Source organism: Butyrivibrio sp. XPD2006 (assembly GCF_000420865.1).
Lineage (GTDB): Bacteria > Bacillota > Clostridia > Lachnospirales > Lachnospiraceae > Butyrivibrio.
Genome location: NZ_ATVT01000005.1, coordinates 108,383 through 133,396, shown reverse-complemented (window position 1 = coordinate 133,396; position 25,014 = coordinate 108,383). Strand labels below are relative to the sequence as shown.

13 protein-coding genes and 7 tRNA genes are annotated in these 25,014 nt (G+C 45.2%); 5 read left to right on the top strand and 15 right to left on the bottom strand.

All coding sequences use genetic code 11. From position 1 onward, the window contains the following. The first annotated feature begins 154 nt into the window (after positions 1-154). On the top strand, positions 155-1,990 hold the full coding sequence (typA, locus tag G590_RS0107520) for a translational GTPase TypA (protein ID WP_022765056.1): 1,836 nt from the start codon (positions 155-157) through the stop codon (positions 1,988-1,990). A 48-nt stretch (positions 1,991-2,038) separates the two neighbouring features. Here the strand turns inward: typA and G590_RS0107515 are convergent, their stop codons facing one another. Next, positions 2,039-2,668 carry a YigZ family protein gene (locus G590_RS0107515; RefSeq protein ID WP_022765055.1) on the bottom strand — a complete coding sequence of 210 codons (630 nt, stop codon included), beginning with the start codon at positions 2,666-2,668 and terminating at the stop codon, positions 2,039-2,041. A 121-nt stretch (positions 2,669-2,789) separates the two neighbouring features. On the opposite strand from G590_RS0107515, the gene G590_RS0107510 reads away from it, so the two are divergent. Beyond that, positions 2,790-5,519, top strand: a complete 2,730-nt coding sequence (locus G590_RS0107510) for a transglycosylase domain-containing protein (protein ID WP_022765054.1) — start codon at positions 2,790-2,792, stop codon at positions 5,517-5,519. 57 nt (positions 5,520-5,576) lie between these two features. Here the strand turns inward: G590_RS0107510 and G590_RS0107505 are convergent, their stop codons facing one another. Continuing rightward, positions 5,577-6,941 carry an MATE family efflux transporter gene (locus G590_RS0107505; RefSeq protein ID WP_022765053.1) on the bottom strand — a complete coding sequence of 455 codons (1,365 nt, stop codon included), beginning with the start codon at positions 6,939-6,941 and terminating at the stop codon, positions 5,577-5,579. A gap of 110 nt (positions 6,942-7,051) precedes the next feature. On the opposite strand from G590_RS0107505, the gene G590_RS0107500 reads away from it, so the two are divergent. From G590_RS0107500 to G590_RS0107490, 3 genes are read left to right on the top strand one after another with little or no spacing between them, the layout of a single operon-like run. After that, positions 7,052-7,603 carry an ECF-type riboflavin transporter substrate-binding protein gene (locus G590_RS0107500; RefSeq protein ID WP_022765052.1) on the top strand — a complete coding sequence of 184 codons (552 nt, stop codon included), beginning with the start codon at positions 7,052-7,054 and terminating at the stop codon, positions 7,601-7,603. Continuing rightward, positions 7,600-9,318, top strand: coding sequence for an ABC transporter ATP-binding protein (locus G590_RS0107495; protein ID WP_022765051.1), 1,719 nt, complete (start codon positions 7,600-7,602; stop codon positions 9,316-9,318). The genes G590_RS0107500 and G590_RS0107495 overlap by 4 nt, the downstream gene beginning before the upstream one ends. Further along, positions 9,311-10,141: an energy-coupling factor transporter transmembrane component T family protein gene (locus G590_RS0107490; protein WP_022765050.1), complete on the top strand. Its 831-nt coding sequence runs from the start codon at positions 9,311-9,313 to the stop codon at positions 10,139-10,141. The genes G590_RS0107495 and G590_RS0107490 overlap by 8 nt, the downstream gene beginning before the upstream one ends. On the opposite strand, the gene G590_RS0107485 is transcribed toward G590_RS0107490, so the two are convergent. The 13 genes from G590_RS0107485 to G590_RS18755 all read right to left on the bottom strand — a co-directional run bounded on the left by G590_RS0107485 (position 10,131) and on the right by G590_RS18755 (position 24,747). Next, positions 10,131-11,585: a S28 family serine protease gene (locus G590_RS0107485; RefSeq protein WP_022765049.1), complete on the bottom strand. Its 1,455-nt coding sequence runs from the start codon at positions 11,583-11,585 to the stop codon at positions 10,131-10,133. The genes G590_RS0107490 and G590_RS0107485 overlap by 11 nt on opposite strands. A gap of 152 nt (positions 11,586-11,737) precedes the next feature. Beyond that, positions 11,738-11,817 (bottom strand) — tRNA-Leu (locus G590_RS0107480). A gap of 48 nt (positions 11,818-11,865) precedes the next feature. Then, a tRNA-Lys gene (locus tag G590_RS0107475) sits at positions 11,866-11,938 on the bottom strand. Positions 11,939-11,972: 34 nt separating this feature from the next. After that, positions 11,973-12,044, bottom strand: a tRNA-Gln gene (locus G590_RS0107470). A 28-nt stretch (positions 12,045-12,072) separates the two neighbouring features. Continuing rightward, positions 12,073-12,146, bottom strand: a tRNA-His gene (locus G590_RS0107465). Between the two features lie 12 nt (positions 12,147-12,158). Continuing rightward, positions 12,159-12,232: transfer RNA gene (locus G590_RS0107460), tRNA-Arg, on the bottom strand. 35 nt (positions 12,233-12,267) lie between these two features. Then, positions 12,268-12,338 (bottom strand) — tRNA-Gly (locus tag G590_RS0107455). A 35-nt stretch (positions 12,339-12,373) separates the two neighbouring features. Beyond that, positions 12,374-12,448 (bottom strand) — tRNA-Pro (locus G590_RS0107450). 81 nt (positions 12,449-12,529) lie between these two features. After that, complete coding sequence (locus G590_RS0107445) at positions 12,530-13,012, bottom strand: metallophosphoesterase (RefSeq protein ID WP_022765048.1); 483 nt, start codon at positions 13,010-13,012, stop codon at positions 12,530-12,532. A gap of 16 nt (positions 13,013-13,028) precedes the next feature. Further along, positions 13,029-13,652: an RdgB/HAM1 family non-canonical purine NTP pyrophosphatase gene (rdgB, locus tag G590_RS0107440; protein ID WP_022765047.1), complete on the bottom strand. Its 624-nt coding sequence runs from the start codon at positions 13,650-13,652 to the stop codon at positions 13,029-13,031. After that, on the bottom strand, positions 13,649-14,701 hold the full coding sequence (locus tag G590_RS0107435) for an N-acetylmuramoyl-L-alanine amidase (protein WP_022765046.1): 1,053 nt from the start codon (positions 14,699-14,701) through the stop codon (positions 13,649-13,651). The genes rdgB and G590_RS0107435 overlap by 4 nt, the downstream gene beginning before the upstream one ends. Further along, on the bottom strand, positions 14,698-15,852 hold the full coding sequence (locus tag G590_RS0107430; protein WP_022765045.1) for a THUMP domain-containing class I SAM-dependent RNA methyltransferase: 1,155 nt from the start codon (positions 15,850-15,852) through the stop codon (positions 14,698-14,700). The genes G590_RS0107435 and G590_RS0107430 overlap by 4 nt, the downstream gene beginning before the upstream one ends. A 153-nt stretch (positions 15,853-16,005) precedes the next feature. Then, on the bottom strand, positions 16,006-24,747 hold the full coding sequence (locus tag G590_RS18755) for a pectinesterase family protein (RefSeq protein WP_022765044.1): 8,742 nt from the start codon (positions 24,745-24,747) through the stop codon (positions 16,006-16,008). Positions 24,748-25,014: the final 267 nt, after the last annotated feature.

Here is a 25,014-nt window from a genome sequence, read left to right as displayed (position 1 = left end):
GATTTGGCCGCTTTTTGCGCAACCATGCTTAATTTTATCATAAAAGGCCCTTGTTTTCTGTGAAAATTTTATGTTGAACAAGTAATATACGCGTGCTATAATTCCTTAGTTTGAAATGGATGTGTTTTTTCTATATTAAGGAGACAAAAGATTTATGAAGCAGACTAGAAATGATGTAAGAAACGTTGCGATCATTGCACACGTAGACCATGGTAAGACAACTCTTGTAGACGGACTTCTCCGCCAGAGCGGAATTTTCCGTGAAGGCCAGGAGGTTGTTGAGCGTGTTATGGATTCCGGCGATATTGAAAAAGAGCGTGGAATCACCATCATGTCTAAGAATACAGCTATCACATACAAAGATATCAAGATCAACATCATCGACACTCCCGGCCATGCTGATTTCGGCGGAGAGGTTGAGCGTGTACTTAAGATGGTTAACGGCGTTATCCTTGTTGTTGACGCTTTTGAAGGACCTATGCCACAGACCAAGTTCGTTCTTGGAAAGGCAATGGAATTAGGACTCCCTGTTATCGTATGTATCAACAAGATTGACAGACCTGAGGCAAGACCTAATGAAGTTATCGACGAGGTACTTGAGCTTCTTATGGATCTTGGCGCAGACGACAAGCAGCTTGACTGCCCGTTCGTATTTGCATCAGCCAAGGCAGGAACCTCCTCTCTTTCACCTGATGAGCAGGGTCCTGATATGAAGCCTCTTCTTGATACTATCATCAACTACATTCCTGCTCCTGTCGGCGATCCTGACAGCAGCACACAGGTACTTATCAGCACCATCGACTACAATGAGTACGTTGGTCGTATCGGTGTAGGTAAGGTTGACAACGGCGTTGTTAAGGTTAACCAGGAGGTCGTTGTTGTAAACCATCACGATCCCGAGCGCCGCATCAAGACCAAGATCGGTAAGCTCTATGAGTACGACGGACTTGGAAGAGTAGAGGTTCAGGAAGCCAAGATCGGTTCCATCGTTGCCATCTCAGGTATCGAGGATCTCAAGATCGGTGATACTCTTTGCTCAGTAGACAATCAGGTTGCAATTCCTTTCCAGAAGATCTCAGAGCCTACAATTTCAATGAACTTCATCGTTAACGACTCTCCTCTTGCAGGTCAGGAAGGTAAGTACGTAACCAGCCGTCACCTTCGTGACAGACTTTACAGAGAGCTTAACACTGACGTTTCTCTCAGAGTTGAGGATACAGAGACAACAGAGACCTTCAAGGTATCAGGACGTGGTGAGCTTCACCTTTCAGTTCTTATCGAGACCATGCGTCGTGAGGGCTTTGAGTTTGCAGTAAGTAAGGCAGAAGTTATCTACCACACAGACGAGCAGGGTCACAAGCTTGAGCCTATGGAGAAGTGCTACATCGACGTGCCCGACGAGTTCTCAGGAAGCGTTATCCAGAAGCTCGGCGAGAGAAAGGGTGAGCTTGTCAACATGGGTGCCGGAAACGGTGGTTATACCAGAATTGAGTTCAATATTCCCTCCCGCGGACTTATCGGTTATCGTGGTGAGTTCATGACAGATACAAAGGGTAACGGAATCATCAATACAATCTTTGACGGCTATGCACCTTACAAGGGAGATATGAACTATCGTAAGACAGGTTCCCTCATCGCATTCGAGAATGGCGAAGCTACAGCATACGGTCTTTTCAATGCTCAGGACCGTGGACAGCTCTTCATCAAGACAGGTGACAAGGTTTACTCCGGAATGGTTATCGGAACCAGCGGTAAGAGTGAGGATGTAGAGGTTAACGTATGCAAGACCAAGCATCTTACAAACACAAGAACTTCCGCATCAGATGAAGCTCTTCGTCTCGTTCCCCCTCGTGTAATGAGCCTTGAGCAGTGCATCGAGTTCATCGACAATGACGAACTCCTTGAGGTAACACCTACAAGCCTTCGTATCCGTAAGAGAATCCTTGATCCTACACTCCGTAAGAGAGCAGGTTTCAAGAAGAACAACTGATAAAATAATAAAAGCAAGGACCGTAACATTCGGTTCTTGCTTTTTCTTTTATAGTATGTAGTAGCCCTTATCGCCTTCGGTGATGGTTATCTGGCCTTCGCACTTCTGTGTAAGGCCGTTTTTTATGGTCTCAAGGTCTGACTCTTTTACGCAGATATCGAAGCTTACATCTGCTTCATATCTTGAATCGGCGATAGCTATATTGTTCTGCCCGAGATAGTATTGGACATTATTTATCATGTTATAGCCAACGGTCAGTGTGAGTTTCTGGGAAAAGACCTTTTCACCAACCTCAGCATCCGCAAGAGCTGACTGTGCCGCCTGAGTGTAGGCTCTTACAAGCCCTCCTGTCCCGAGAAGTACTCCTCCGAAATATCTTGTGACGATTATCAGGGCATTGGTAATACCTGCTCCGTTTATGACTTCCAGTATCGGCTTACCTGCCGTTCCCGAGGGTTCTCCGTTATCGCTGCACTTTGATATCTCGCTGTTTTCTCCTATTACATAAGCGTAGCAATTGTGCCTCGCATCCCAGTACTTCTTGGAAATCTCAGCAATCCTGGCCTCTGCTTCTTCTGTGCTCTCCACATTATATACTGCACCGATGAAACGGGACTTCTTCTCAACGATCTCACCTGTGCCATCTTTAGTTATAACCTTATATGATTCTCTGCTCATAAAGTGAGTATACCATATTTGGGTCCCTGGGGACGGAGTCAGGGGACCAAAATTTTGCGCAATCCGTAGCTTATGGTATAATAGATTGGTTTAATAGTTTTAAAAACAGCGAGGAAAGAATATGAATTATGGAAAAAGAGGTATCATTCAGCAGGCACGAGCGCTGAATTCAGGTACCGACAAATGGGGAAAGAAATTCAGTCTTTTCGGATTCTATATTATGCTTGCGCTGATCCTTGGTGTAGTAATCATCGGAACAAGCGCAGGAATCGGTGTATTCAACGGAATCAGGGACAATGCTCCCGACATTTCAAGCATTAACGTTACACCTAAGGGTTTCTCCACCTTCGTTTATGACACTGACGGCAATCAGATTGCGAAGCTCGTATCGACGGATTCAAACCGTATTCCTGTCACAGGAGATATGATCCCGGATCTTCTTTCAAAAGCCTTCGTTGCCATCGAGGATGAGAGGTTCTATGAACACAACGGTATAGATATCCAGGGTATCATCCGTGCAGGTTATGTCGGAATTACCTCCGGCGGTGACTTTTCACAGGGTGCCAGTACCATTACACAGCAGCTTCTTAAGAACAGCGTGTTCTCAGGATGGACCAACGAGACCAAGCTTCAGAGCGTTAAGCGTAAGATCCAGGAGCAGTACCTGGCAGTTCAGCTTGAGAAGCAGATGTCCAAGGAAGACATTCTTCTCAATTACATGAACACCATTAACCTTGGCCAGAATACACTTGGCGTACAGGCTGCTTCCCTTAGATACTTCAACAAACCGGTCTCAGATCTTAACCTTTCAGAGTGTGCGGTTATCGCTGCCATCACCCAGAATCCCAGCAGATTCAACCCCATCACTCACCCTGATAAGAACGCCGAGCGTCGTACCAAAGTTCTTAACAACATGCTCAAGCACGAGTTCATAACACAGATTGAGTATGACAAGGCAATGGCTGATGATGTCTATTCAAGGATACAGAATGTCAACCAGGAGACAGGCGGTGATTCCACTATCAACTCCTACTTTGTTGACGCTCTTACCAACGATGTTATCGCTGACCTTATAGCAGCGGGATATAACGAGACTCAGGCTTACACACTGCTCTACAGCGGCGGTCTTAAGATTTATTCAACTCAGGATCCTGATATCCAGAGAATCTGCGATTCAGTATTCCAGGACGAGAGCAATTATCCTGAAGGTACCAAGTATCTGCTTGCCTATGAGCTTTCAGTAAAGGCTGCAGACGGAACAGTAACCAATCACAGCAGTGAGATGTTCCAGGCATATTTCAAGCAGCAAAAGAGCTCTTTTAACATGATCTACGACTCTCATGAGTCTGCAGAAGCAGCTATTGAGGAATACAAGTCCGTGGTCATGAACGCAGGCGATGAGGTTCTCGGCGAAAAGATAACCCTGACTCCTCAGCCACAGGTTTCAATCACTATCGAAGAGCAGAATACAGGTTATATCGTAGCCATGGTGGGCGGACGTGGTCAAAAGACTGCCAGCCGTACCCTCAACCGTGCTACCGACTCCTACCGTCAGCCGGGATCAACCTACAAGGTTCTTTCAACCTATGCTCCCGGAATCGACAGTGCAGGGCTTACTCTTGCAACGGTATTCAATGATGCTCCTTTTGCTTATACAAACGGAACACTTGTAAGAAACTGGTGGGGCTCAGAATACAGAGGTCTTAACACAGTCAGAACAGCCATAAGAGATTCCATGAACGTAATTGCCGTAGAGGCCCTTACACTCATCACTCCTCAGCTCGGTTTTGACTACCTCAAGAATTTCGGTTTCACGACTCTTGTTGAAAAAGAAGAGATCAACGGCCAGGTATTCTCCGATATCCAGCAATCAACAGCGCTTGGCGGACTTACCAAGGGTGTTAAGAACATCGAGCTCAATGCAGCTTACGCATCCATCGCAAACGGCGGCGTTTATATCAAGCCCAAGCTCTATACCAAGATCATAGATCACGACGGAAATGTTATTCTGGACAACACAGAACCGGAATCAAAGCGTGTACTCAAGGAAACAACTGCTTTCCTTCTTACCAGTGCTATGCAGGACGTTGTAACAAGCGGTACAGGCGGATCAGTTAACTTCGGTACAACTGCCATCGCCGGCAAGACAGGTACAACCTCAGATTACAACGATGTTTGGTTTGCAGGTTACACCAACTACTACACAGCAACAACATGGGCAGGTTACGACAACAACGCCAAGATGACAGTCTCAGCAGAGAAGAACCTCGCCAAGACCATGTGGAGAAAGGTTATGGAACAGGTTCACAAAGACCTTCCTTACTCATCCTTCACTACTCCAAGCGGAATCGTATCTGCAACAGTATGTGCAAGAAGCGGCAAGCAGCCGATAGCAGGACTTTGCGACGGTACTCTTATCTCAGAATACTTTGAGGAGGGAACAGTTCCGACAGAAAGCTGTGATGTACATTACGGCGGTCAGATATGTGCTCTGGACGGGCTCCCGGCATGTGACACATGTCCTTTCAAGGCCCAGGGTGTATTTGAACTCACACCTGAAGTACCCGCTGCTCTTCAGTCCGGATTCGTAAATTACACACCGGAGAATTCAGCGTATACCACCACCGTCAATGAAAACGGTGAAACAGTAATGGTGCTGAAGCAGTGCCGTCATACTCCTGAATATATGCAACAGGAAGGAATTGAAGGAATTATAGCCGGAGAATGGCAGCTTCTCCAAGACGCAGCGGCCGCAGCTGCTGCAGCCGCAGGAGAAGGCGCTCAGCCTGAACAACCGGCTCAGGAAACAGTGGTTGATCAGGTTCCGGAAAATGTAGCTGCAGGGAATTAAGTGATAAAGGGTATAAAAGTCAAGGGATGCCGCGCTTGCGCGTAGCATCCCTTGTCCTTACTTAGTTAATATATTTTTCTTCCGAATAAAAATATTGTAATACCCCAGATACAGCAGCGATGTCACCGCCCACGTCATGGGATAACTAAATTCCACCATTTCCAGCGTCTTATTGAGAGGGAACACGAACAGGATCCAGATAACCCTCAGAACGCATACTCCGCTCATTGTAATTATCATCGGGAAAAGAGCATCTCCCATCCCCCTGAGTACACCGGAGAATATCTCCACTCCTATATATATCACGTAGAAGGGAGCCAGGAATCTTATCATCTGATATCCGATCCTGATAACCTCTTCATTCTTAACAAATATCCTCAGAATGAATTCTCCGAATATGCACAGAAAAGTGCTCAGTGGTATCGTAAGAACCAGCGCAATAAGTGCGCCTTCTCTTGCAGATCTTCTCACCCTGTCATACCTTCCCACGCCATAGTTTTGTCCCGCAAAGGTAGTAACCGCTGTTCCAAGCGAATTCATTGTCATCCAGAACAGTACGTCAATCTTGCCATATGCAGCCCATGCAGATGTAGTGTCTTTTCCGAAGCCATTAATGGCCGCCTGTATAAGAATGTTTGAAAGAGTATACATTGTAGACTGAAGTCCGGCAGGAATACCTATCCGGACAATCCTGCCAAGGAGCGGAGAGTCAAATCGGATTCTCCTGATATCCAGCCTGTAGGAATCATTGCTCTTTGCAAGCATAACCACCACCATAACAGCGCTGATGAGCTGACTGATAATAGTTGCCACAGCTACACCCATTACGCCGGATACATCTCCTCTTTCACCGAATCCAAGTCCTATCACAAACAAAAGATCAAGGATGATATTAAAGAAACTGCTTATTATAAGGATTATCAGAGGTCTTCTGGAGTCTCCCACCGCCCTCAGTATTCCGGCACCCATGTTGTAAACAAGGTTTGGTATCATCCCCAGGAAATATATGCGCAAATAGATAATAGAAGCCGCTTCCTGCTCTATCGGCGTATTCATGGTCCGGATTATCCAAGGCGATGCAAAAACGCCTATAAGGGTTATCAGAAGGCCGCCAGCGACAGCCAGTGCAATGGCAGTATGTACGGCCTTTTCCACCTCTTCCCTTCTGGATGCTCCGTAAAACTGGGATATAACTACCGCTGCTCCGGAGGACAGTCCCATGAAAAAACCCACAAACAGATTTACTATCATGGCTGCCGAGCCGCCTACCGCTCCAAGAGCATCACTGCTGACCGCTCTGGATACGATGACTGCATCTATTGTATTGTAGAACTGTTGAAAAAAGGCCCCCAGAAGAAGTGCAAAGAAATACGAGAGCATGTTCTTCCAAATGGGTCCTTCAATAATACTGTTATTCTTCATGTTTTTTAAGTCAGACTCCTTGCTAACTTATTATACGAAAAAACCTGTCAAAGTAAACTATGTTTTGATGTATAATGAGTTTATATTGTGATAGTTAAGGAGGAAGATGTATGAGAAAATTCACTGTTAAAACAATTGTTGCAATCGGTATTGGTGCTGCACTTTTCTTTGTTCTCGGAAGATTCGTAGCCATCCCGAGTCCTATTCCTAACACCAACATTTCCATCCAGTATGGCCTCTTGGCATTCATCGCCGCTGTATTCGGACCTTTCGCAGGAGCTCTTGCAGGCCTTATCGGACACTTCTTCATCGATTTCAGCTTCGGATGGGGTATATGGTGGAGCTGGGTTATTGCTTCCGCAGTATTCGGATGCCTCATGGGAATCTTCAGCAGCAAGCTCAAGATTGACGAAGGCGAATTCAGCGTAAAAGGAATCATCACATTCAACGTTGCTCAGGCCATTTCCCATTTACTTGCATGGGTTGGCGTAGCTCCATGCCTCGATATCCTTATGTATCAGGAACCAGTCGACAAGGTATTCCTTCAGGGTATCACCGGTGCAATCATCAATATCATCACAACAGCTATCATCGGCACTATCGTTTGCCTTGCATACGCTAAGACAATCCCTCAGAAGGGCAGCTTAAAGGAAGAAAATTGAGTAAGACTATCATTGAATTTAAAGAACTGGGATTTCAGTATAGAGCGCAGGCCAACCCTACGCTCTATAATATTAATCTGAAGGTTGAAAAGGGTGAAAAGATTCTGATTGCAGGCCCTTCAGGCTGTGGCAAATCCACCATGGCAAGCCTGATAAACGGACTTATCCCGTTTTCCTATAAGGGAACCATAACCGGATCTCTTCTTATAAACGGCACAGAATCCAGAAAGATGTCCCTTTTCGACATCTCTCACATTGTGGGTACCGTGCTTCAGGACAGCGATGCACAGTTCGTAGGAATGACTGTCGCAGAAGACCTTGCCTTTGCGCTTGAAAACGACTGCATTCCACAGGACCGAATGAAAAATCGGGTACATGAAGTTGCTAAAACCCTGAATCTGAACTCTGTGCTGCTCCATGCGCCTTCCGAACTCTCCGGAGGTCAGAAGCAGCGTGTGTCCGTAGGTGGCGTAATGGTCAGCGACGTGGACCTTTTTCTCTTCGATGAGCCGCTTGCCAACCTTGATCCCAAGACCGGCAAACAGGCCATTGAGCTTATCGACGAGCTGCAAAAGAGCACCGGAGCCGCTGTCATTATCATTGAGCATCGTATCGAAGACGTCCTTCACAGACCCGTAGACAGGATTGTTCTTATGAATGAAGGTCGAATTGTCTCCGACACATCTCCCGATGAGCTTTTGTCATCCAAAAGGCTTGCGGAATGCGGAGTCAGGGAGCCCCTGTATCTTACTGCACTTAAATATGCGGGAGTTGATATCGATCCCACAATCCATCCTTCCAGCCTTGAATATCTGACTCTCTCCGAGCAGCACAAAGAAAAGGTCAGGCAGTTCTTTATCGCAAACCAAAAGCCAAAGGAAGCCCATCCGTTTGAGAAGCTGCTGGAGGTTAAGGACTTGTCTTTTACCTATGAAAAGACTCATCAGAAAACCCTCAGTGATATCTCAGTCAGCATTGGCAAAGGTGAAATGATCGCAATTGTAGGTACAAACGGCGCCGGCAAATCCACCTTCTCCAAGGTCATCTGCGGAATGGAGACTCAGGATTCAGGAGAAATCCTGTTTGGCGGATCTGACTTCACAGCGCTTTCCATCAAGGAACGTGCCGAGCATGTTGGATACGTCATGCAGAACCCCAATCAGATGATCTCCAACATCATGATATTCGATGAAGTTGCCATGGGCCTCAGGCTAAGAGGAGTTCCGGAGGACGAAGTCAAAACGCGTGTCGAAAAAGCTCTGGAAATATGTGGTCTGTACAAGATGCGTAACTGGCCTATTTCTGCTCTTAGCTATGGCCAGAAAAAGAGGGTTACCATCTGCTCCATCCTGGTCCTTGAGCCCGATATGATGATCCTCGATGAGCCCACAGCAGGTCAGGATTACAGAAATTACACAAGAATAATGGAATTTTTGAAGGACCTCAACGAAAGAGGCATCACAATAGTCATGATCACTCACGACATGCATCTCATGCTTGAATATGCGGACAGGAGTATTGTCTTTTCAGATGGCAGGATAATTGCCGATATGAGCTGTGCAGAGGTTCTGACAAACACAGATATTGTAGACAGAGCCAGCCTCAAGGAGACCAGCCTGTATCATCTCGCAGGACACTGCGGAATAAATGACAGCACAGATTTTGTGCAGAACTTTATCTATTATGAGAGGGATAACGTAAGGAAACATGAATAATCTCTTTAATTATATCGAAAAAGAATCTCCGATACACGGACTGACAGGAGCCACCAAGCTCGTGTGCCTTTTTCTATGGAGTATGGCAGCCATGACTACATATGACACCAGGCTTTTGCTGGTGCTGGCCATCTTTGGAATAGCTCTTTTTCCCATAGGTAAGATAGGGGTAAAAGACATTTCGTTTATGCTGTGGTTTACTCTCGTTTTTCTGGTTCTGAATACGATACTGGTGTATCTGTTCTCTCCACGCCACGGAACTGAGATTTACGGCACCTGTACTTTTTTATTCGGCATGTCCGGTAGATTTGCCCCGACAGCAGAGCAGTTATTTTTCCAGTTTAACTATATCCTGAAATACTTTGCGACAATTCCCTTCGTGCTGTTGTTTGTCTGCACCACAAATCCCAGCGAGTTTGCCGCATCACTGAACAAGATCGGTGTAAGCTATTCGGTATCCTACTCTGTAGCTCTTGCTCTCCGTTACATACCAGACATCCAGAAACAGTACCATGAGATAAGTCAGGCCTCACAGGCTAGAGGCGTTGAACTAAGCAAAAAGGCGTCTCTTGTGAAACGCCTTAAATCTGCATCTGCTATTTTAGTACCGCTGATCCTCAGCAGCATGGACAGGATAGAAATAATTTCAAATGCCATGGAACTGAGATGCTTTGGCAAGAACAAAAAGAGAACCTGGTATATGGCTCAGAAATTCAAGCCCCTTGACTATATCAGCATTATCGTATGTGCACTGTTACTGGTTATTTCCCTCACTTTAACTTACATTAACGGAAGCAGATTCTATAATCCGTTTATTCACTAATGCACTGATCTATATATCCTTTTATTTCTCTTAAGGTGTCATCAGGAAAACTCTGTATGTTGATCGTATGCGCCAATTCGGGATGAACATACTGCTTGATGTTGTCATTGCTGATGTTCGGAAGTCTTACTGCATACAACGGATCAGTGGTTCCATAGATCATCAGCATCTTGGCATCTGTATTCTTCAGAGATGAAATGAGCTGTTCACGGAAATTACCGTTATAGCTAAAAGCATTCTTTTGCTCAACCGTAAATGTTAAATCCCAAAGCAGTGTTTCTTCCATGTCCGGAGTAACAGTCATTCCGCTATGTATTCCCGCCTCCGTAAGAGCAGCTCTTAAATATAAAAAGTCATAGTAATACTCGCCGGTTTCTATAGCTGCCGCAACATAATACGGCCATGTATACTTATCAGGCGACCAGTCTTCAGGTCCCTGCACACTTATCATATATTCAAATTCAGCCCTAGCCTTAGCATGTCTGTTGGCTGCAGTATCTTCAGGCATTGTCAGCAATTGCTCAAGCTTATCAAATTCCTGATTATACTGCCAGAATTTAACGGCAAACTCAAGAACATTGATATCATACAACACTTCTTTTGACGCGTGTTCTCTGAATCTCATACCGGTATTATCTATAGCATCATTGTATAATCCCAGAAGCTCCTGTTTATTCTTAATCAGATCAACCTGAAATTGTGTAATGAGATTTCTGTATTCCTTAGCCTGCGTTTTACCGTAAGCATCAGTACCTATATCTGTATATATATAATCAAATAAGCGCTTGTCATTGGCACCATCCGGGCATGGCGCAGCAAAGGATACATAAAGCTTGCAATCCTCCGGATAGAGGCTTGCATAAACATTTGACAAAAGCCCTCCGTAGTTTTCACCATAGCTCATCCAGTTTTCCCCCAAAAGCGGTGCCAGCCTGGTATAAATACTGTGATAATCCGCAGCAGCGTTCTGGCTTGTCAGATATTCCCAATACCCTGTCTGATCATAGGAAAGGTCGTCCGGACTTGATGCGCCAAAAAACCTGTGCTCAACATGGATATAGTTAGCCCTGTACATCTCCACCAGTTCAGGAACATAATCCCGCCCAAGCAGATCACTTTGAAGCGCATATCCATCCAAATGCATTAAATTGACAGTTGCCTTATCGGTTATTCCTATTTCAACTCTCTGGGAAAACGTGCCAAGTTCAGGATTTTCCCAGTCAATCGGCTGCTCAAAAGTAACAAGATACTTATCCTGAATACAGCCTTCATGAGTTCTTTCAAAACTAAGCTTTTCTACGCCGGTAACACCTTCTATAGCCCAAAGGCGCTTATAGATCTCATCCGTATTCTTAACTTCCCTTGCAAACCACAGAAAACCGATTGCACAAAGGAATAATAAACCAAACGTTGTAAAAGGGTTCTGACTTCTTCGAGGATTCATACACAACTCCTATGCCCCAGATATTTTTTAAAACCATTAGATATATTATAAACAAAAATAATACTCCGGCGCTACAATTACGGCAATTGCCCCAAAGAAAAAATCCGGTAACCCGGCATTGGTATACCTGATTAACGGATTTCATCTTATGATGCGGGTAACAGGACTTGAACCTGCACGGTCGCCCACTGGAACCTAAATCCAGCGCGTCTGCCAATTCCGCCATACCCGCTCATTATGGTAAATAAAAATCCCTACTCCGTAAAGAATAGGGATTGAATGAGACACGGGGGATTCGAACCCCCGACAACTTGATTAAAAGTCAAGTGCTCTACCACCTGAGCTAGTATCCCATTTAAACAAAATGCGGCTCAAAAAAGCTAGGAACTGGGCCAGCCGGATTCGAACCGTCGTATGCAGCAGTCAAAGTGCTGTGCCTTACCGCTTGGCGATGGCCCATTATCAACAGTAACTACTGTAGTGAGAGGGTGGCTAGAGGGACTCGAACCCTCGGTCTCCAGAACCACAATCTGGCGCGTTAACCAACTACGCTATAGCCACCATGTAAAAAAATGTGCCCGAAGGGATTCGAACCCCCGACCCACGGCTTAGAAGGCCGTTGCTCTATCCAGCTGAGCTACGGACACATTTAAAATATGAGTAGAAACATTGTTCTGCTCAAAGCGGGTGATGGGAATCGAACCCACGTATCCAGCTTGGAAGGCTGGTGTTCTACCATTGAACTACACCCGCATGTAGTATTTAATTGACGACTTAATGTATTCAAGTCGGGGTGACAGGATTCGAACCTGCGACCCCCTGCTCCCAAAGCAGGTGCTCTAGCCAAGCTGAGCCACACCCCGTTCTGCAAGCTTATGTCTTAAGCCGTAACGCAATAGCTATTATATAACGCTCGGGAATCGATTGTCAACACAATTTTTTAATTAAAGATATTTTATCTCGAAACCCACGTCACCACTGTCTTTTAGCGTTATTACCAGATAGCTCGGACGCCTTCCTTCCTGTCTTGGATAGGATAAGCTTCCCGGGTTAAAGAGATATACTCCGTCGACATTTCTTGCCACAGGCTTATGCGTGTGACCGAAAAATATCATATCAGCGCCTCTTGATATCCCTTCAGCCTTAATATTCTCCAAATCCATGGACACAAGATACTGATGTCCGTGAGTAGCAAAGCAATGATGACTTCCCAGATCAAACTCAATCTCCCGATTTAAATCTGCAAAAAAGTCATTATTCCCCGCCACAAAATACACAGGACAGTTTGCTGCCAGAGCAAACTTGCCTTCCGAACCTTCAAAATCGCCGCAATGAATAATGCCATCAATGGGCTCTTCTATGTCCAGCACGTCGTAAAAATTGTTGTCATGGCCGTGAGTATCACTCACCACTAAAATCTTTTGCATCAATTACCACCGTAACTTATTTCATAAGCTCTTTTCTAAGAAGAGCCTCTATCTCCCTGAGCGCCTTGCCCCTGTGGCTTATGGCGTTCTTCTCCTCACCTGATATCTCAGCGCTTGTCTTGCCATATTCCGGCAAAAAGAAAATAGGATCATAGCCAAAACCGTTCTCCCCTGCGATACTGTAGGCTATTCTTCCCTCCATCTTGCCAAGGGCATCAAGCTTTTTGCCCTCGGGCAGTGTAGCAGCTATGGCGCATACGAATCTTGCACTTCTGTCCTCATCCTTGACACCTTCCATTCTCTCAAGGATGATACTGTTCTTTTCGCTGTACGGAGTATCTTTTCCGAGATATCTTGCTGAATAGATGCCGGGTTCTCCGTTCAGATAATCAATCTCCAGTCCCGAATCATCGGCCAAAACAACAGTCTCAGCAGCCTTGTCAGGCTCTTTTTCCTGAAGAAGCTTGTATATTGCATCAGCCTTGATCCTGGCGTTCTCTGCAAAAGTCTGTCCGTCCTCCACTACATCCTCAAAAACTCCGGCTTCCTTCATAGAGAGGACCTCCGCATCCAGATCCGCAAGAATCTGTCGAATTTCCCTCATTTTGTCCTTATTACCCGTTGCAAATACTATTCTCATTCCATCACCTCAAAAGCTTCTAAAACAGCGTTATAAACGCCGTCTGATACCTTGCTCAGATAAGACTGTTCCGCAAGGTTTACGCTGTCTGTATCCCCCGATACAAATCCCAGACTGACCCTTACTGCCGGTATACCTGCTCCCTCAAGAAGCTCATCTCCCGTCGACGGAGCAACTCCCAGCGCTATTGCACCGGCTTTGGAAGCACAATTTCTCTCCATAATGTCCGCGAAGGTTGCATTGTTAAGCCTTCTTAAGAAAAACCTGTCATTGTAATAGCATGTGATCCCGTTATCCGATGCATTCTCCGAAGAGCTTGCCGACAGTTCCACAAATAAATCAGCCTGACTGTCGCGGATAAGCGCTCTTCTCTTTTCAGGATCCACATCTTCATCATTCTGTCTTGTGAAATAGAACTTAACTTCACTGTTCTGCTCCCGCGATACCTTATTTTTCAGCAAAAGAGCTGTCTCAAGAGCAATGTCTTTTTCCAAAAGAAGTCCGCTTGCAGAGCCGTTATTCCGGCCTCCGGCGGCAGCATCCACGACTACTATGCGGTCATATTTATCGGAAGGTCTGAAGAACTTAACCTCAATGGTACTGGCTTCCGTCAAAGAGCTCTCGTTGACATAAAGACCGTCAAGCTCAAAATCAAGGCAAACACTTCCCGTATCATTCTGATTTACGCAAACCGCACTGTCAATGATATCAAGATCGGTAACTATGGCGTTGTCCTTGTAGAAGCCCTCTTCCCTGCTGTCTATATAAATCCTTAGCTGATGGTCAATGTACCTGTCCTCCAGCACAATATTGTCTGAACTGACACTCTTCGGAAGTGGAATTGTAAGCACTCCGCTCTTGCCCTCAGGAACATTCTTATCCACCAGCAGTGTATATGCATTTTCGCTTTTGCCCCTGTCTATTTGTACCCCCGCAGCATCAGTGATCATGATATGCTTGGTAGATGCCCTGTAGAGCATCAGAGAAATGGAGACAATAGCGAAAACTGAAGCCTTAACGGCCACTTTTTTCATTTCTTTATTAGTCATGCCTTATCATTTCTCCTGGGTGGCTTAGGTCCCATATACTGATAGAAGTAGGTCTTAAGCATTCCGTTGTAGATCTTTCTGTTCTTATCAGCCTTTTTGCCGATGTACTTCTCGGCAGTTTCAAAACCGGTGATAAGATACATCGACCAGGAATCGAGAGCTTTATATCTCTCGCCAATGGTCTTGTAAAGCTGAGGAAGAAGGTTATTGTCGCCAATTCTCTCTCCGTACGGCGGATTGGTGATGATAAAGCCGTATTTCTTCCTGTGGCTCAAATCAGCAATATCTCTGGCCTGGAAGTGTATCATATTCTCAACTCCGGCCTTTCTTGCATTTATTCTGGCTATCTCGATCATCTCAGGGTCAATATCATAGCCCTGAATGTCGGTCTCAACATCTGTCAGGATCTCATCTCTTGCTTCATCCCTGACATCCGCCCAGTTCTGCCTGTCTATGATATGAGTCCAGCTCTCAGCCGTAAAATTCCTGTTCATGCCCGGTGCAATATGCGCAGCCATCATAGCAGCCTCAATCGGTATAGTTCCGCTTCCGCAGAAAGGATCAACCAATATCCTGTCGCCTCTCCATGGCGTAAGCATAATAAGCGCAGCAGCCAGATTCTCTGCAATAGGAGCCTTGGATTCCAGCTTCCTGTAGCCTCTCTTGTGAAGGGAATCTCCTGTGGTATCAAGAGCCACTGTGACCTCATCCTTCATGATGAACACCCTCACAGGGAAATCATCGCCCTTTTCTTCAAACCAGTCGGTGCGATAGCTCAACTTCATCCTCTCCACCATGGCTTTCTTCATGATGGACTGTATGTCTGACGGGGAAAAGAGCTTACTCTTAACACTGCTCGCCTTCTTGACCCAGAATCTTCCGTCCCTCGGGATATAGTCTTCCCACGGAAGCGCCTTAGTACCCTGAAACAGTTCTTCAAAGCTCTCAGCATGAAAGCTTCCAACCTTGATCAGTATCCTCTCTGCTGTCCTCAGGCCGATATTGGCACGACAAACAGCGTCCGGATCACCCGCAAAGGTAACACGGCCGTCAGCCACTTCTGTGATGTCATATCCCAGGTCTATTATTTCTTTTTTCAGTACTGCCTCCAGCCCAAAATGGCATGGGGCTATCAATTCAAATTTCATCATACTAGATGATTATAGCATAGAAGAAAACTTAAAGAAATGGTCCCTGGGGACGGAGTCAAGGGGTCATTTTGAAAAATGAAACAGCCCCGGATGAGTAAGTCCGAGGCTGTCCCAAATGTATAATGAAAGGTGTGCAGTAAATGCAAATCCGCATTACTTCACGATATGAAGGATTGCAAGTATCTTAGCTAAAAATCCTGTCTTTATTGCAATGCCAACCGCTGCAATCACAACCACTGTTGCACCTGCTATAGGAAGTACAGGTGATACAGGATTTTCAGGCTTGTCTGATGTAGGCTGCTGCTCCTCTGGGATTGACTGCTGATTACCATCACCAGTTGAAGGAGTATCTGTAGACTGCTCCTCAGTACTCTGGCTGTCTGCAGACTGAGTCTCTGTTGTCTGGTTCTCATCCCTTGTAGCTCCTGCAACTGAAGTGTCATCGTTATTACCGGTATTGCCTGTTACGGATGTATTTCCTCCGGTTGTAGTTCCTGTTCCGGTACCTGTAGTTGTTCCTGTGGCTGTCGATGCGCCGATTCCGGCTTCTGCAGTCGTACCTGTTGTGGATCCGGATGTTGCACTTGAAGCTGAGCTGCTGCCTGTGCTGCTTGATGTGCTGCCTGATGAACTTCCGGTGCTGCCTGATGTGCTTCCTGAACCTGTTGAACTGCTTCCTGAGCCGGTTGATTCACTTCCAGACCCCGTTGCACTGCTGTCAGAGTTATCCGAACTTCCGGAACCGCTTGAGCTTCCGGTGTTCGCGCTGCCCGATCCGCTTGTTGATCCGCTTGTTGATCCGCTTTCTGAGCCTGATCCTGAATCGGTGCTGCTTCCTGTCTCTGAACTGCTTCCACTGCCAGTCTCTGAGCCGCTTCCACTTCCGGTCTCTGAACTGCTTCCACTGCCTGACTCCGAGCTGCTTCCGCTGCCTGACTCTGCGCTGCTGCCTGTTCCCGACTCGCTGCTGCCTGTTCCGGATTCACTGCTTCCAGGTTCCGGAATCTCTTTATCTTTATCAGCAGCTTCAGATGATCCGTTAATATCTCTCTCATCCTTTATAGAAGCATAGTCGCCTCCAAGGTCAGCCACAATGTCTTTTGCATCAAGTCCTGCAGCTGCAAGCGCCTTAAGCCCTGTCTCGGAAAGCTTCATGAAATCTCCGAGATCAATTGAGCCGTCTGCTGCCCTGAGTCTTTCAGCGACTGCAATAGGATTCTGAGCATCCGCCTTAGGTGCACTAAGTGATACGAACCAGTCCTCTGTTACAGTAAGTCCATCCTTGTTGGCAGACTTATTGTCATTCCAGAAGAAGTTGAGACTTCCGTAGATATTGTTCTCATCCTGTGTTCCCTTAGGCTTGATATTCTCATTGGTTCCCGTGTTATCTGTTCTGAAAGAAATAACACCGTCTACGTAGTAATTTGTATTAGCTGTATCGTTTGTATAAAGAGCTACGTTGTTTGATCCGTTGTTGAAGGACATTGAGTTGTAAACCTGAATATCAGGGCCTGAGTTTGAATCAATTCCCTTGGCCTTATTGTCCCATGCAACAGAGTTGATGAGCTTGTGGTTACCTGCAATGCTTGAACCACCCATCTTGAATCCGTTACCGTTTCCTTCGTTTGTTCCGTCAACGCCATAGCCGTTGTCAAATGCCACACAGTTCTGGATTGTAACCTGGCCGATAGAGCCTGTCTCAACCTTTGCAAAGAGATCCCAACCGTCGTCAGCGTTGTTGTATGCGATACAACCGTCAAATACGATTCCCTCTCCACATGTGAGCTTAGCCGCAAATCCGTCAGCATCCTCATAACCTGCATCCGCATTGCTGTATGATGTGCAGTTGAGGATCAGGTCATATGAAGGCCATAAGTCTCTGTCATCTGTCGATAGATATCTGCTAACCTGAATACCTGTGTTGCCGTTCTCATATGTACGGATATCCTCAAGAGTTATATGACTTCCGGAAACCTGGATACCCTTCTGTGAATTAGCTGACTTAGTGCAGTCAATTCCATTAATATACCAGTAGTTACCTGCCAGGATAAATCCAGCGCACCTTCTGCCGAAATCAAATATTGCTCTTCCACCATCTGTCACCATTCTGATCGGCTTATCAGGTGTTCCGTCAATTCCTCTGTCAATCTTAACTGTGCTTGTAAGATTGTATGTTCCGCTTTCAAGAACGATTGTCTGGCCCGGCTGTACATACTTAACAGCTGTGTAGATATCTACAGGATCAGCCTGTGTTCCCTCAGCATCAGTACTTCCGTTTTGTGTTACATAAATCTTCTCATCATCATTGATGGTTTCATACTTAACCACATGCTCGAACTCTGCCATTTCATATGAAGAGAGTTTCTTGTAAGGGTCTCCTTCAGGGTTAAAGAATTCATCAGGAATGAACTTAACAGTAAATTTGTTATCACCCTTCTTGAGTTTGGTCTCAACTTCAAACTGCTTATCAGCCTCAACCGTCTGTGATGTCACAAGCTCATTTCCTGAAGCATCTGTAATTGTAAGTACACCATCAGCGTTTCCTACATAACTGAGCTTATATTTCGCAGTATTTGAATATGTAGCTGAAACAATCTTGTAGTTAGGTGCTACATACTCTGTAGGTCTTTCTTCTGCAGGAGAATCATCCTCAGGATTTGTGAGTGTAAGCTCTACATCACTGAATGTCGCCTTGAAGGTTCTTGATGCATAGAATCCTACATATACATTCTCTGCATCAAGCTTTGAAAGTGCCTCTGTATCATAGAACTTCTTGGTTGCAATTGCATTTCCATTGCCATCAAGATAGCTCACAAAATATCCTGTATTGTTCTTCTGGATACGAAGTCTAACCTCGGTAACAGGATTTTCTACTGTTCCAACAGCTGTTCCCGATGTCTCTTTTCCAAAGAGATTGTATGTACCTGATCCCGCTGCAGCACATGATGTCTCAAGAGGATACATATTGGTTGAGAATACATTGTTAACAGTATCAGTATCATTAGCTTCAAGGAGAGCCAGGTTATCATTCGTAACGCCGGCCTTTTCCTGAGCGCCAAGACCAAGCTTCATTGTGATCTTAGTATCGGTCTCGTCCTGAGTAGCTTCGCCCTTTTCTTTATCATAGTAGTACTCTACTTTTGTTCCGGATGCCATATATGAGTTGTTCCAGAACACACTGGCATCGCCGTTTACACCGACTCTGTCAGCAGCCATAAGTCCAAAACCTTCCTGGCCGTTTGTAAATGTCCAGGTATCGATGGTTGCAGTCGCTGTAAATGTAAAGTTCATATCAGACGGAACTGCAGTGTAGTAGAAAGAAAGTCCATCAGTACTTGCAGGAACTATCTTACCCTTGTTGTTCAAGCACCATACTGTTAATGATCCATCTTCTTTCTCCTCATAACCGTTATTGGAAGCGGAATTTGAAACGCCCGATCCAAATGCAGAGAATACCCACTCACGCTCAGAATCACTTGTTACTACAACTTCCTCGGTTGAAGCTTCTGATTCATCAAGGACAGTATTGCCGTTCTCGTCTCTTTCGCGCTTGGCAATCAGTGAGATCTCGTAAGTATCACCAACATTAAGCCCAACAAAAGTATATGAATACTCGGTCTTTGTATCGTTAACCACTTTAACCGGCGTATATGTATCCCTTGCGGACTTGCCGTTTTCACTGGTCTTGTTTGTAGCATAGATTGTATATTCAGTTGCCTCTGCCACAGAATAGAACTTAATCTGAACTGTGCCATTGCCCTTATTTACAACACTCTTAAATACCGGCGCTGTAAGAGGATATACAAAAGCAAACGCATCAGATGCTTCACTCGTCTTTACAGACTCCTCATCCTCTCTTGAAAGAGTCGCAACAAAATGGTAATCACCGCTTGCTGCAGGTGTAAATGAAAAATCAAAACTGTCTTTTTCTGCAGAAGACTTAAGTGTCTCTACCTCATTATCCTCAGCATCATACATTGTTGCAGTCAGTCTGTCTCCGCCATTTACGCCGACAACTGCCTTAACTGTGACATCAATCTTGCCTGCATTTTTGGTATTAAGTGCAACATTCTCAATTACAGGAGCTTCAACGCTACTCCAGTCAGCTCTTACAACTTCTGCAGGAGCTCCGTCAGTAACCTTTACTTTGAAGATGTAGTTAGTTCCACCATCTCCGCCTAGGTAATAAGTTCCAGCTTGCTTAAGTGTGATTGTAGAAATATATGGTTCATTCTTAACAGCACCGGATTCTGTCTTATATGCAACATTTCCCTGTGCATCAAGCACAACCATTTCTCTGGCATTTGAAGCCCACCAGATCTTAAGCTCAGCATTGTCACTGGAAGTAGTAAACTTGATTGAATTCTTGTCTGTAGCTGCGGCGCCGCCAAAGTTGATCCTTACACCTGAAGTATAACCGTCCTCCCAGTTCTTGCTGCTGGTGTCAATCTTGGACTTAACGCTGTACAGAAGATTAAAGTAATCGTCTGTTCCAGCCTTTTCGCTGTCACCGTCTGCCTTTGCACCTGCTCCAAATGTATCAAGCAGCGAAGCTTCGAGTTCATATTCTACGGGCTCTGCAGCCTTTTCTTCTTCAACTTCAATCTTGAAGATATAGTTATTTACATCATCTCCACCGAGATAATATGTTCCTGCCTCATCTACCTTAAGCTTGGAGATATAAGGTGTATTGGCTGCTGCCTCCTCAGTTGTTGCTGAGAGCTTTTCACCCGATGCGTTCAAAAGAGCCATCTGATAGCCGGCTTTATTAGCCACCCACCAAACCTTAACAGTAGCGGCATTTGAAGTCTTAAACTTCACTGCGTTGGCCTTAACTTCGCCGCCTTCAACAACAGGCTTTCCACCGAAGTTCACTCTCTGCTCTGAATAATATTCATCCTCAAAGGTCTTTTTGCTGCCATCAACCTTAGTCTTAGCACTGTAGATAAGTGTGAAATAATCCTCTGTTCCGGCCTTCTCTGTATCGCCGTCAACCTTAGCACCTGCCGCGAAAGCAGTAAGGTCCTTGGACTCAAATGTGAAAAGAGTTGTCTCCGTTTTATTCCCTTCATCAGGCTCTGCAACAACCTTACCGTCAGGAAGAACAACATCCATATTCTTGCCGTCAAACGGATCCCAGCTTCCAAGGAATGTAGCTACGGAAATCTCCTTGCCATCCGTTGTCTGAGCCACATCACTTACAGGAGCCCAGTCTGCTCTGGCTGCGGAATTATCAACACCGTCCGCCATCTCATAAGTACCATATTCAACGTTTCTCTTAGTTGTTCCGCTAAGACTGTTATTCCATCCTGCAGGTTTTATAAGTGATGCTGATATATCTTTGTACTCGCTGCATGTCGCATCGATAACTGTGTTGTAGTAAACAACCTCTGATGTGTCTGCCTTCCATGGTCTTCCGAAGAATCCTGGCTTTGAAGCATACTGTGATGCTGTGTTTTCACCAGGAACAGTTGATGTAACCTTGCAGTTGTACATGAGGTAGCCTCTTGTGCTATCCGATGACTGCTGTGCAGCTGTGATATATGAAACGTCGTTGCCGTCTTCACTTGTGTTCATGACAAGGTTGCACTTTGCAAATACCGCTGTCATCCCTCCGAAGATAAAGTCTGTTCCGCCGTAGATATCGCAGTTGTAATAAGCCTCAGTGGATCCTTCCGCACCGTAAAGTGTATCCTGACGTCCAATAAATGCACAGTGATCAAAGTAAGCTTCCTGCGCAGACTTGGTCATGGCAACTGCTGCAGCTCTTTCTACATACTTCTTATCCTGAACAGCTGTATCGCCTGCACTCATTCCCGAGCGGGCTACAGCTCCCTCTTTTGCACCGCTCTGAGGAACAATCACGTCTTCGGCTGCCTTCTCAGACATATACTGGTTAAAAGAGTTCTCGAAAATAATATCTTTTGCTTCAAATCCCGCAGCACTTATAACAACTGAAGCATTCCAGTAACTGCCTGCTGTTGTGCCTGATCCAGGATTTACAAATGAAGCATATCCGTTTGCCTTGTTAACATTCAGCAGTTCCTCATCGTACTTGCAGTCGCTGCCCATGCTGTAATATGTATAGCCGTGGCCGTAGTACCATGTAATACGAACCGAATCGGAAGCGATATCAACGCCCTTGTTAACAGGTGTGATGCTTGCTCCGCTCTTTGCATTCTTAAGAGTTACATTAGGAACATCGATAACCAGCATCTCTTCATAGTTGCCGGGCTCAATGCTGATGGTAACTCTGTCACTGCCTCTGTCCATGCGTCTTACAGCTTCAAGAGCTTCACCGATTGTCGCATAGTCGGCACTATCGGATGCTCCGACTGTAAGCTCAGCCTTGTACTCTGTCTGATATACCGTAGCAATCTTTGTTATATAAGAAGAACCAAGAACTGTTATGTCAAAAGAGCCTTCTCCGCCCTTATAGTCATAGGTAAATGTTTCACTCGAACCTGTTGTTCCTGTCTTAACACCTACAGATCCCTCGTTCTCGTTTTCAAAGTAGTATGAATACTGATAATTACCTGTCACCTGAATCTGACAGTCTCCCTTTACAGGAACAGAGATCTTACCTGCTCCCGAGTAAAGATAAACACCATTGTGAGATCTTCCGTTTGTCCATGAAAGGCCGTTGTATGTACCTTCTGTTGCATTGGCGAACTTAGCTGCAAATGCCGCATCGCTGAAATCCCACTCAGTAATATCTGAAGCAAATGAAATCTCTTTTGTCACATCTGCCCCGTTAACAACAAGGTTACTTGTGAGCTTCTGCACAAACGCTCCCGCACCACTCACCTCAACAGCATACTGGCCATCTCTTAATGCGATGTCATCGGTTCCTGTAAATTCATATACATAGCCGTCTTCTTTGTAGTCATTTTCAACGTCAAGTCTAGTGAACTTGAAATTAGCCTCTGAAAGGTCAGACAGTGAAGCTCCAACAGGAACTATTGTCACCTTATAAACCGGCTTAGCCTCAAACTCAATGTTCACATCTTCTGAGTTTTTAGAAACAGTAAGCTCCTCAGTAAGAAGATTGTAATCTTCTACAGCTGCATATTTCTCTGTGTTGGTATCCTCTTTATCAGCAACTGATACATCATAAGTAATACCGCTCTGGAGCTTTAATTCATATGAAATCTCAGAATCCCCGGCTTTAAGACTGATCTGCGGAACATATACAGAATCCTCGTCCTGGGGCTTAAAGGTAAACTCAGCTGCCGAAGCAAATTTCTGAACATCTCCTTCTGCAATTCCCGAAAGCTTACCCGAAACGCTCACAAGATCCACGCCAACAAGGTCAAGGTCAATAGTCTCATCACCATTTATGGTTACAGTCTTTGGAGAAGCTATTGCATAATCATCTGCACCTTTCAGTGACAGCTCATATTCAAAGCCTTCAGCCAGTGTTGCGGAAAATGCTCCGTCAGTTACTTCTGCCTTAATGACATTGCCGTTAAGCTTATTTGTAAACACCACTTCTAAAGGATCTTTTCCCTCATATCCGTTTACTATACCTGTAAGCGTGCCATACTCAGCATGCTCACGGACCACTCTTGCCACCACAAGTTTCTCGCTTGATGAAAAGAGCTTGTACTTGGCGTCATCAGCCGGATAGAATACCATCTTTGAAACTGTGCCGCTTCCAAGAGTATGAGTCATGGATGTATCATCAGATTCATCGTCTGTGTTTCTGAAATGTATCTCTGAATCAGTTCCGTTACTTGCAGCATAAACAGTGATCACATCGTCGGTCTTGCACTCAAGAGCCAAATATACGCTGTCTGTAGACCCTTTGTTGGAGTAGATGTATCCGCTGTATACGTTACCATCAGAGTCCTTAAGGCTCTTTTCGTCATACCTTGTGATTTCTTTATTGGTTGATCTGATTCTGTGAGTTGTGGGATATCCACCGTCATTAAACTCAAAGTCTCCGTCATCAACAGAAAATGAAGCGATGTTCACTCCTGTGGATCCGGCTGCAACACTATAAAATCCGTTAATTGTATCCGCATCAAGTCTGTTATTATATTCATCGCCCAGATTTTCTGCGCCAAAATCCCATACATCAGGCTTGCTGTCATCAATAGTCCTGCCCGTGTTATCTGAATCATCATCAGTAGAAAGAGCTTCAAAAGAAAGAACAACTGGATCCTCTCCTTCAGCAGGATTAAATCTTGTAAAAGAAAGAGTCAAAAGCCTGTAGTTTTCAACACCCGTAAGTTCCAGGTTATAGCTGACATACTTTTTTACTGTAACGGAATAATTACCGTTATCATCCAAAGAAGCAGTTCTTGTCTCAGAACCATCTTCGGGAATACAGCTTATAATTGCATCCTTTTTAAAGTTCTCCAGATCCTCATCGCTGATTCCCTGAAGTGTAAATACAGCCTCTACGAGGTCTTCATTATTATCCTCAGCCTCAACTTCAGTATCTGTTGCTGCAGCAGTAGCAGCTGCTGTTGCAACTGATCTGGCGGATATTACAGGCTCCGCTGCAGTCTCTGTAACTTCAGTAGTCTCAGACTCCTGAACCTCTGTCTCCTCGACTGTGCCTACATTAACCTCAGTCACAGCAGCCTCAGTCTGCACAGGCTCTGTCTCAGCAGCTTCAGTCTGCCTGAGCTCTGTCTCATTGCCATCAGTCTCTTCGTTTTCAGTGTCCTGTGTCACAGCCTCAGCCCCAGTTCCCTCTGTAGCTGCGTCAGATATCTGTGTCTGAATAGCAGTGTCAGATGTCTGTGTCTGAGTTGCAGTGTCTTCTGTCGCCATGGCCATTCCGCCGGGCAAAGACATTGAGACATTGGAAAAAGTCAGTGCAGCAGCAAGCACTGCAGCAAAAACTTTAGCTCCAACTCTCCCCTTCTTACCTTTTCGCATCATACCGTTCCTCCCAATTATTCCCCGTAGTGCGTAGTTTATACTTTTTTAATAATGTAAACGCTTACATTATTATTTAACGTGAATTTATCTTAACATAAGCACTTTGGCGAAAACAAGGGGAAATCGAAAGAAAATTTCAACATTATGACTAATTAATAAACAAAATTTGAAGGCTAGATTTGTGCATATTTTAATGTTAGCGTTTTCACAGCATATGAAACCTTTAGTTATAATTTTAGATTATTTTTATACTTTTCAGTTTCCATG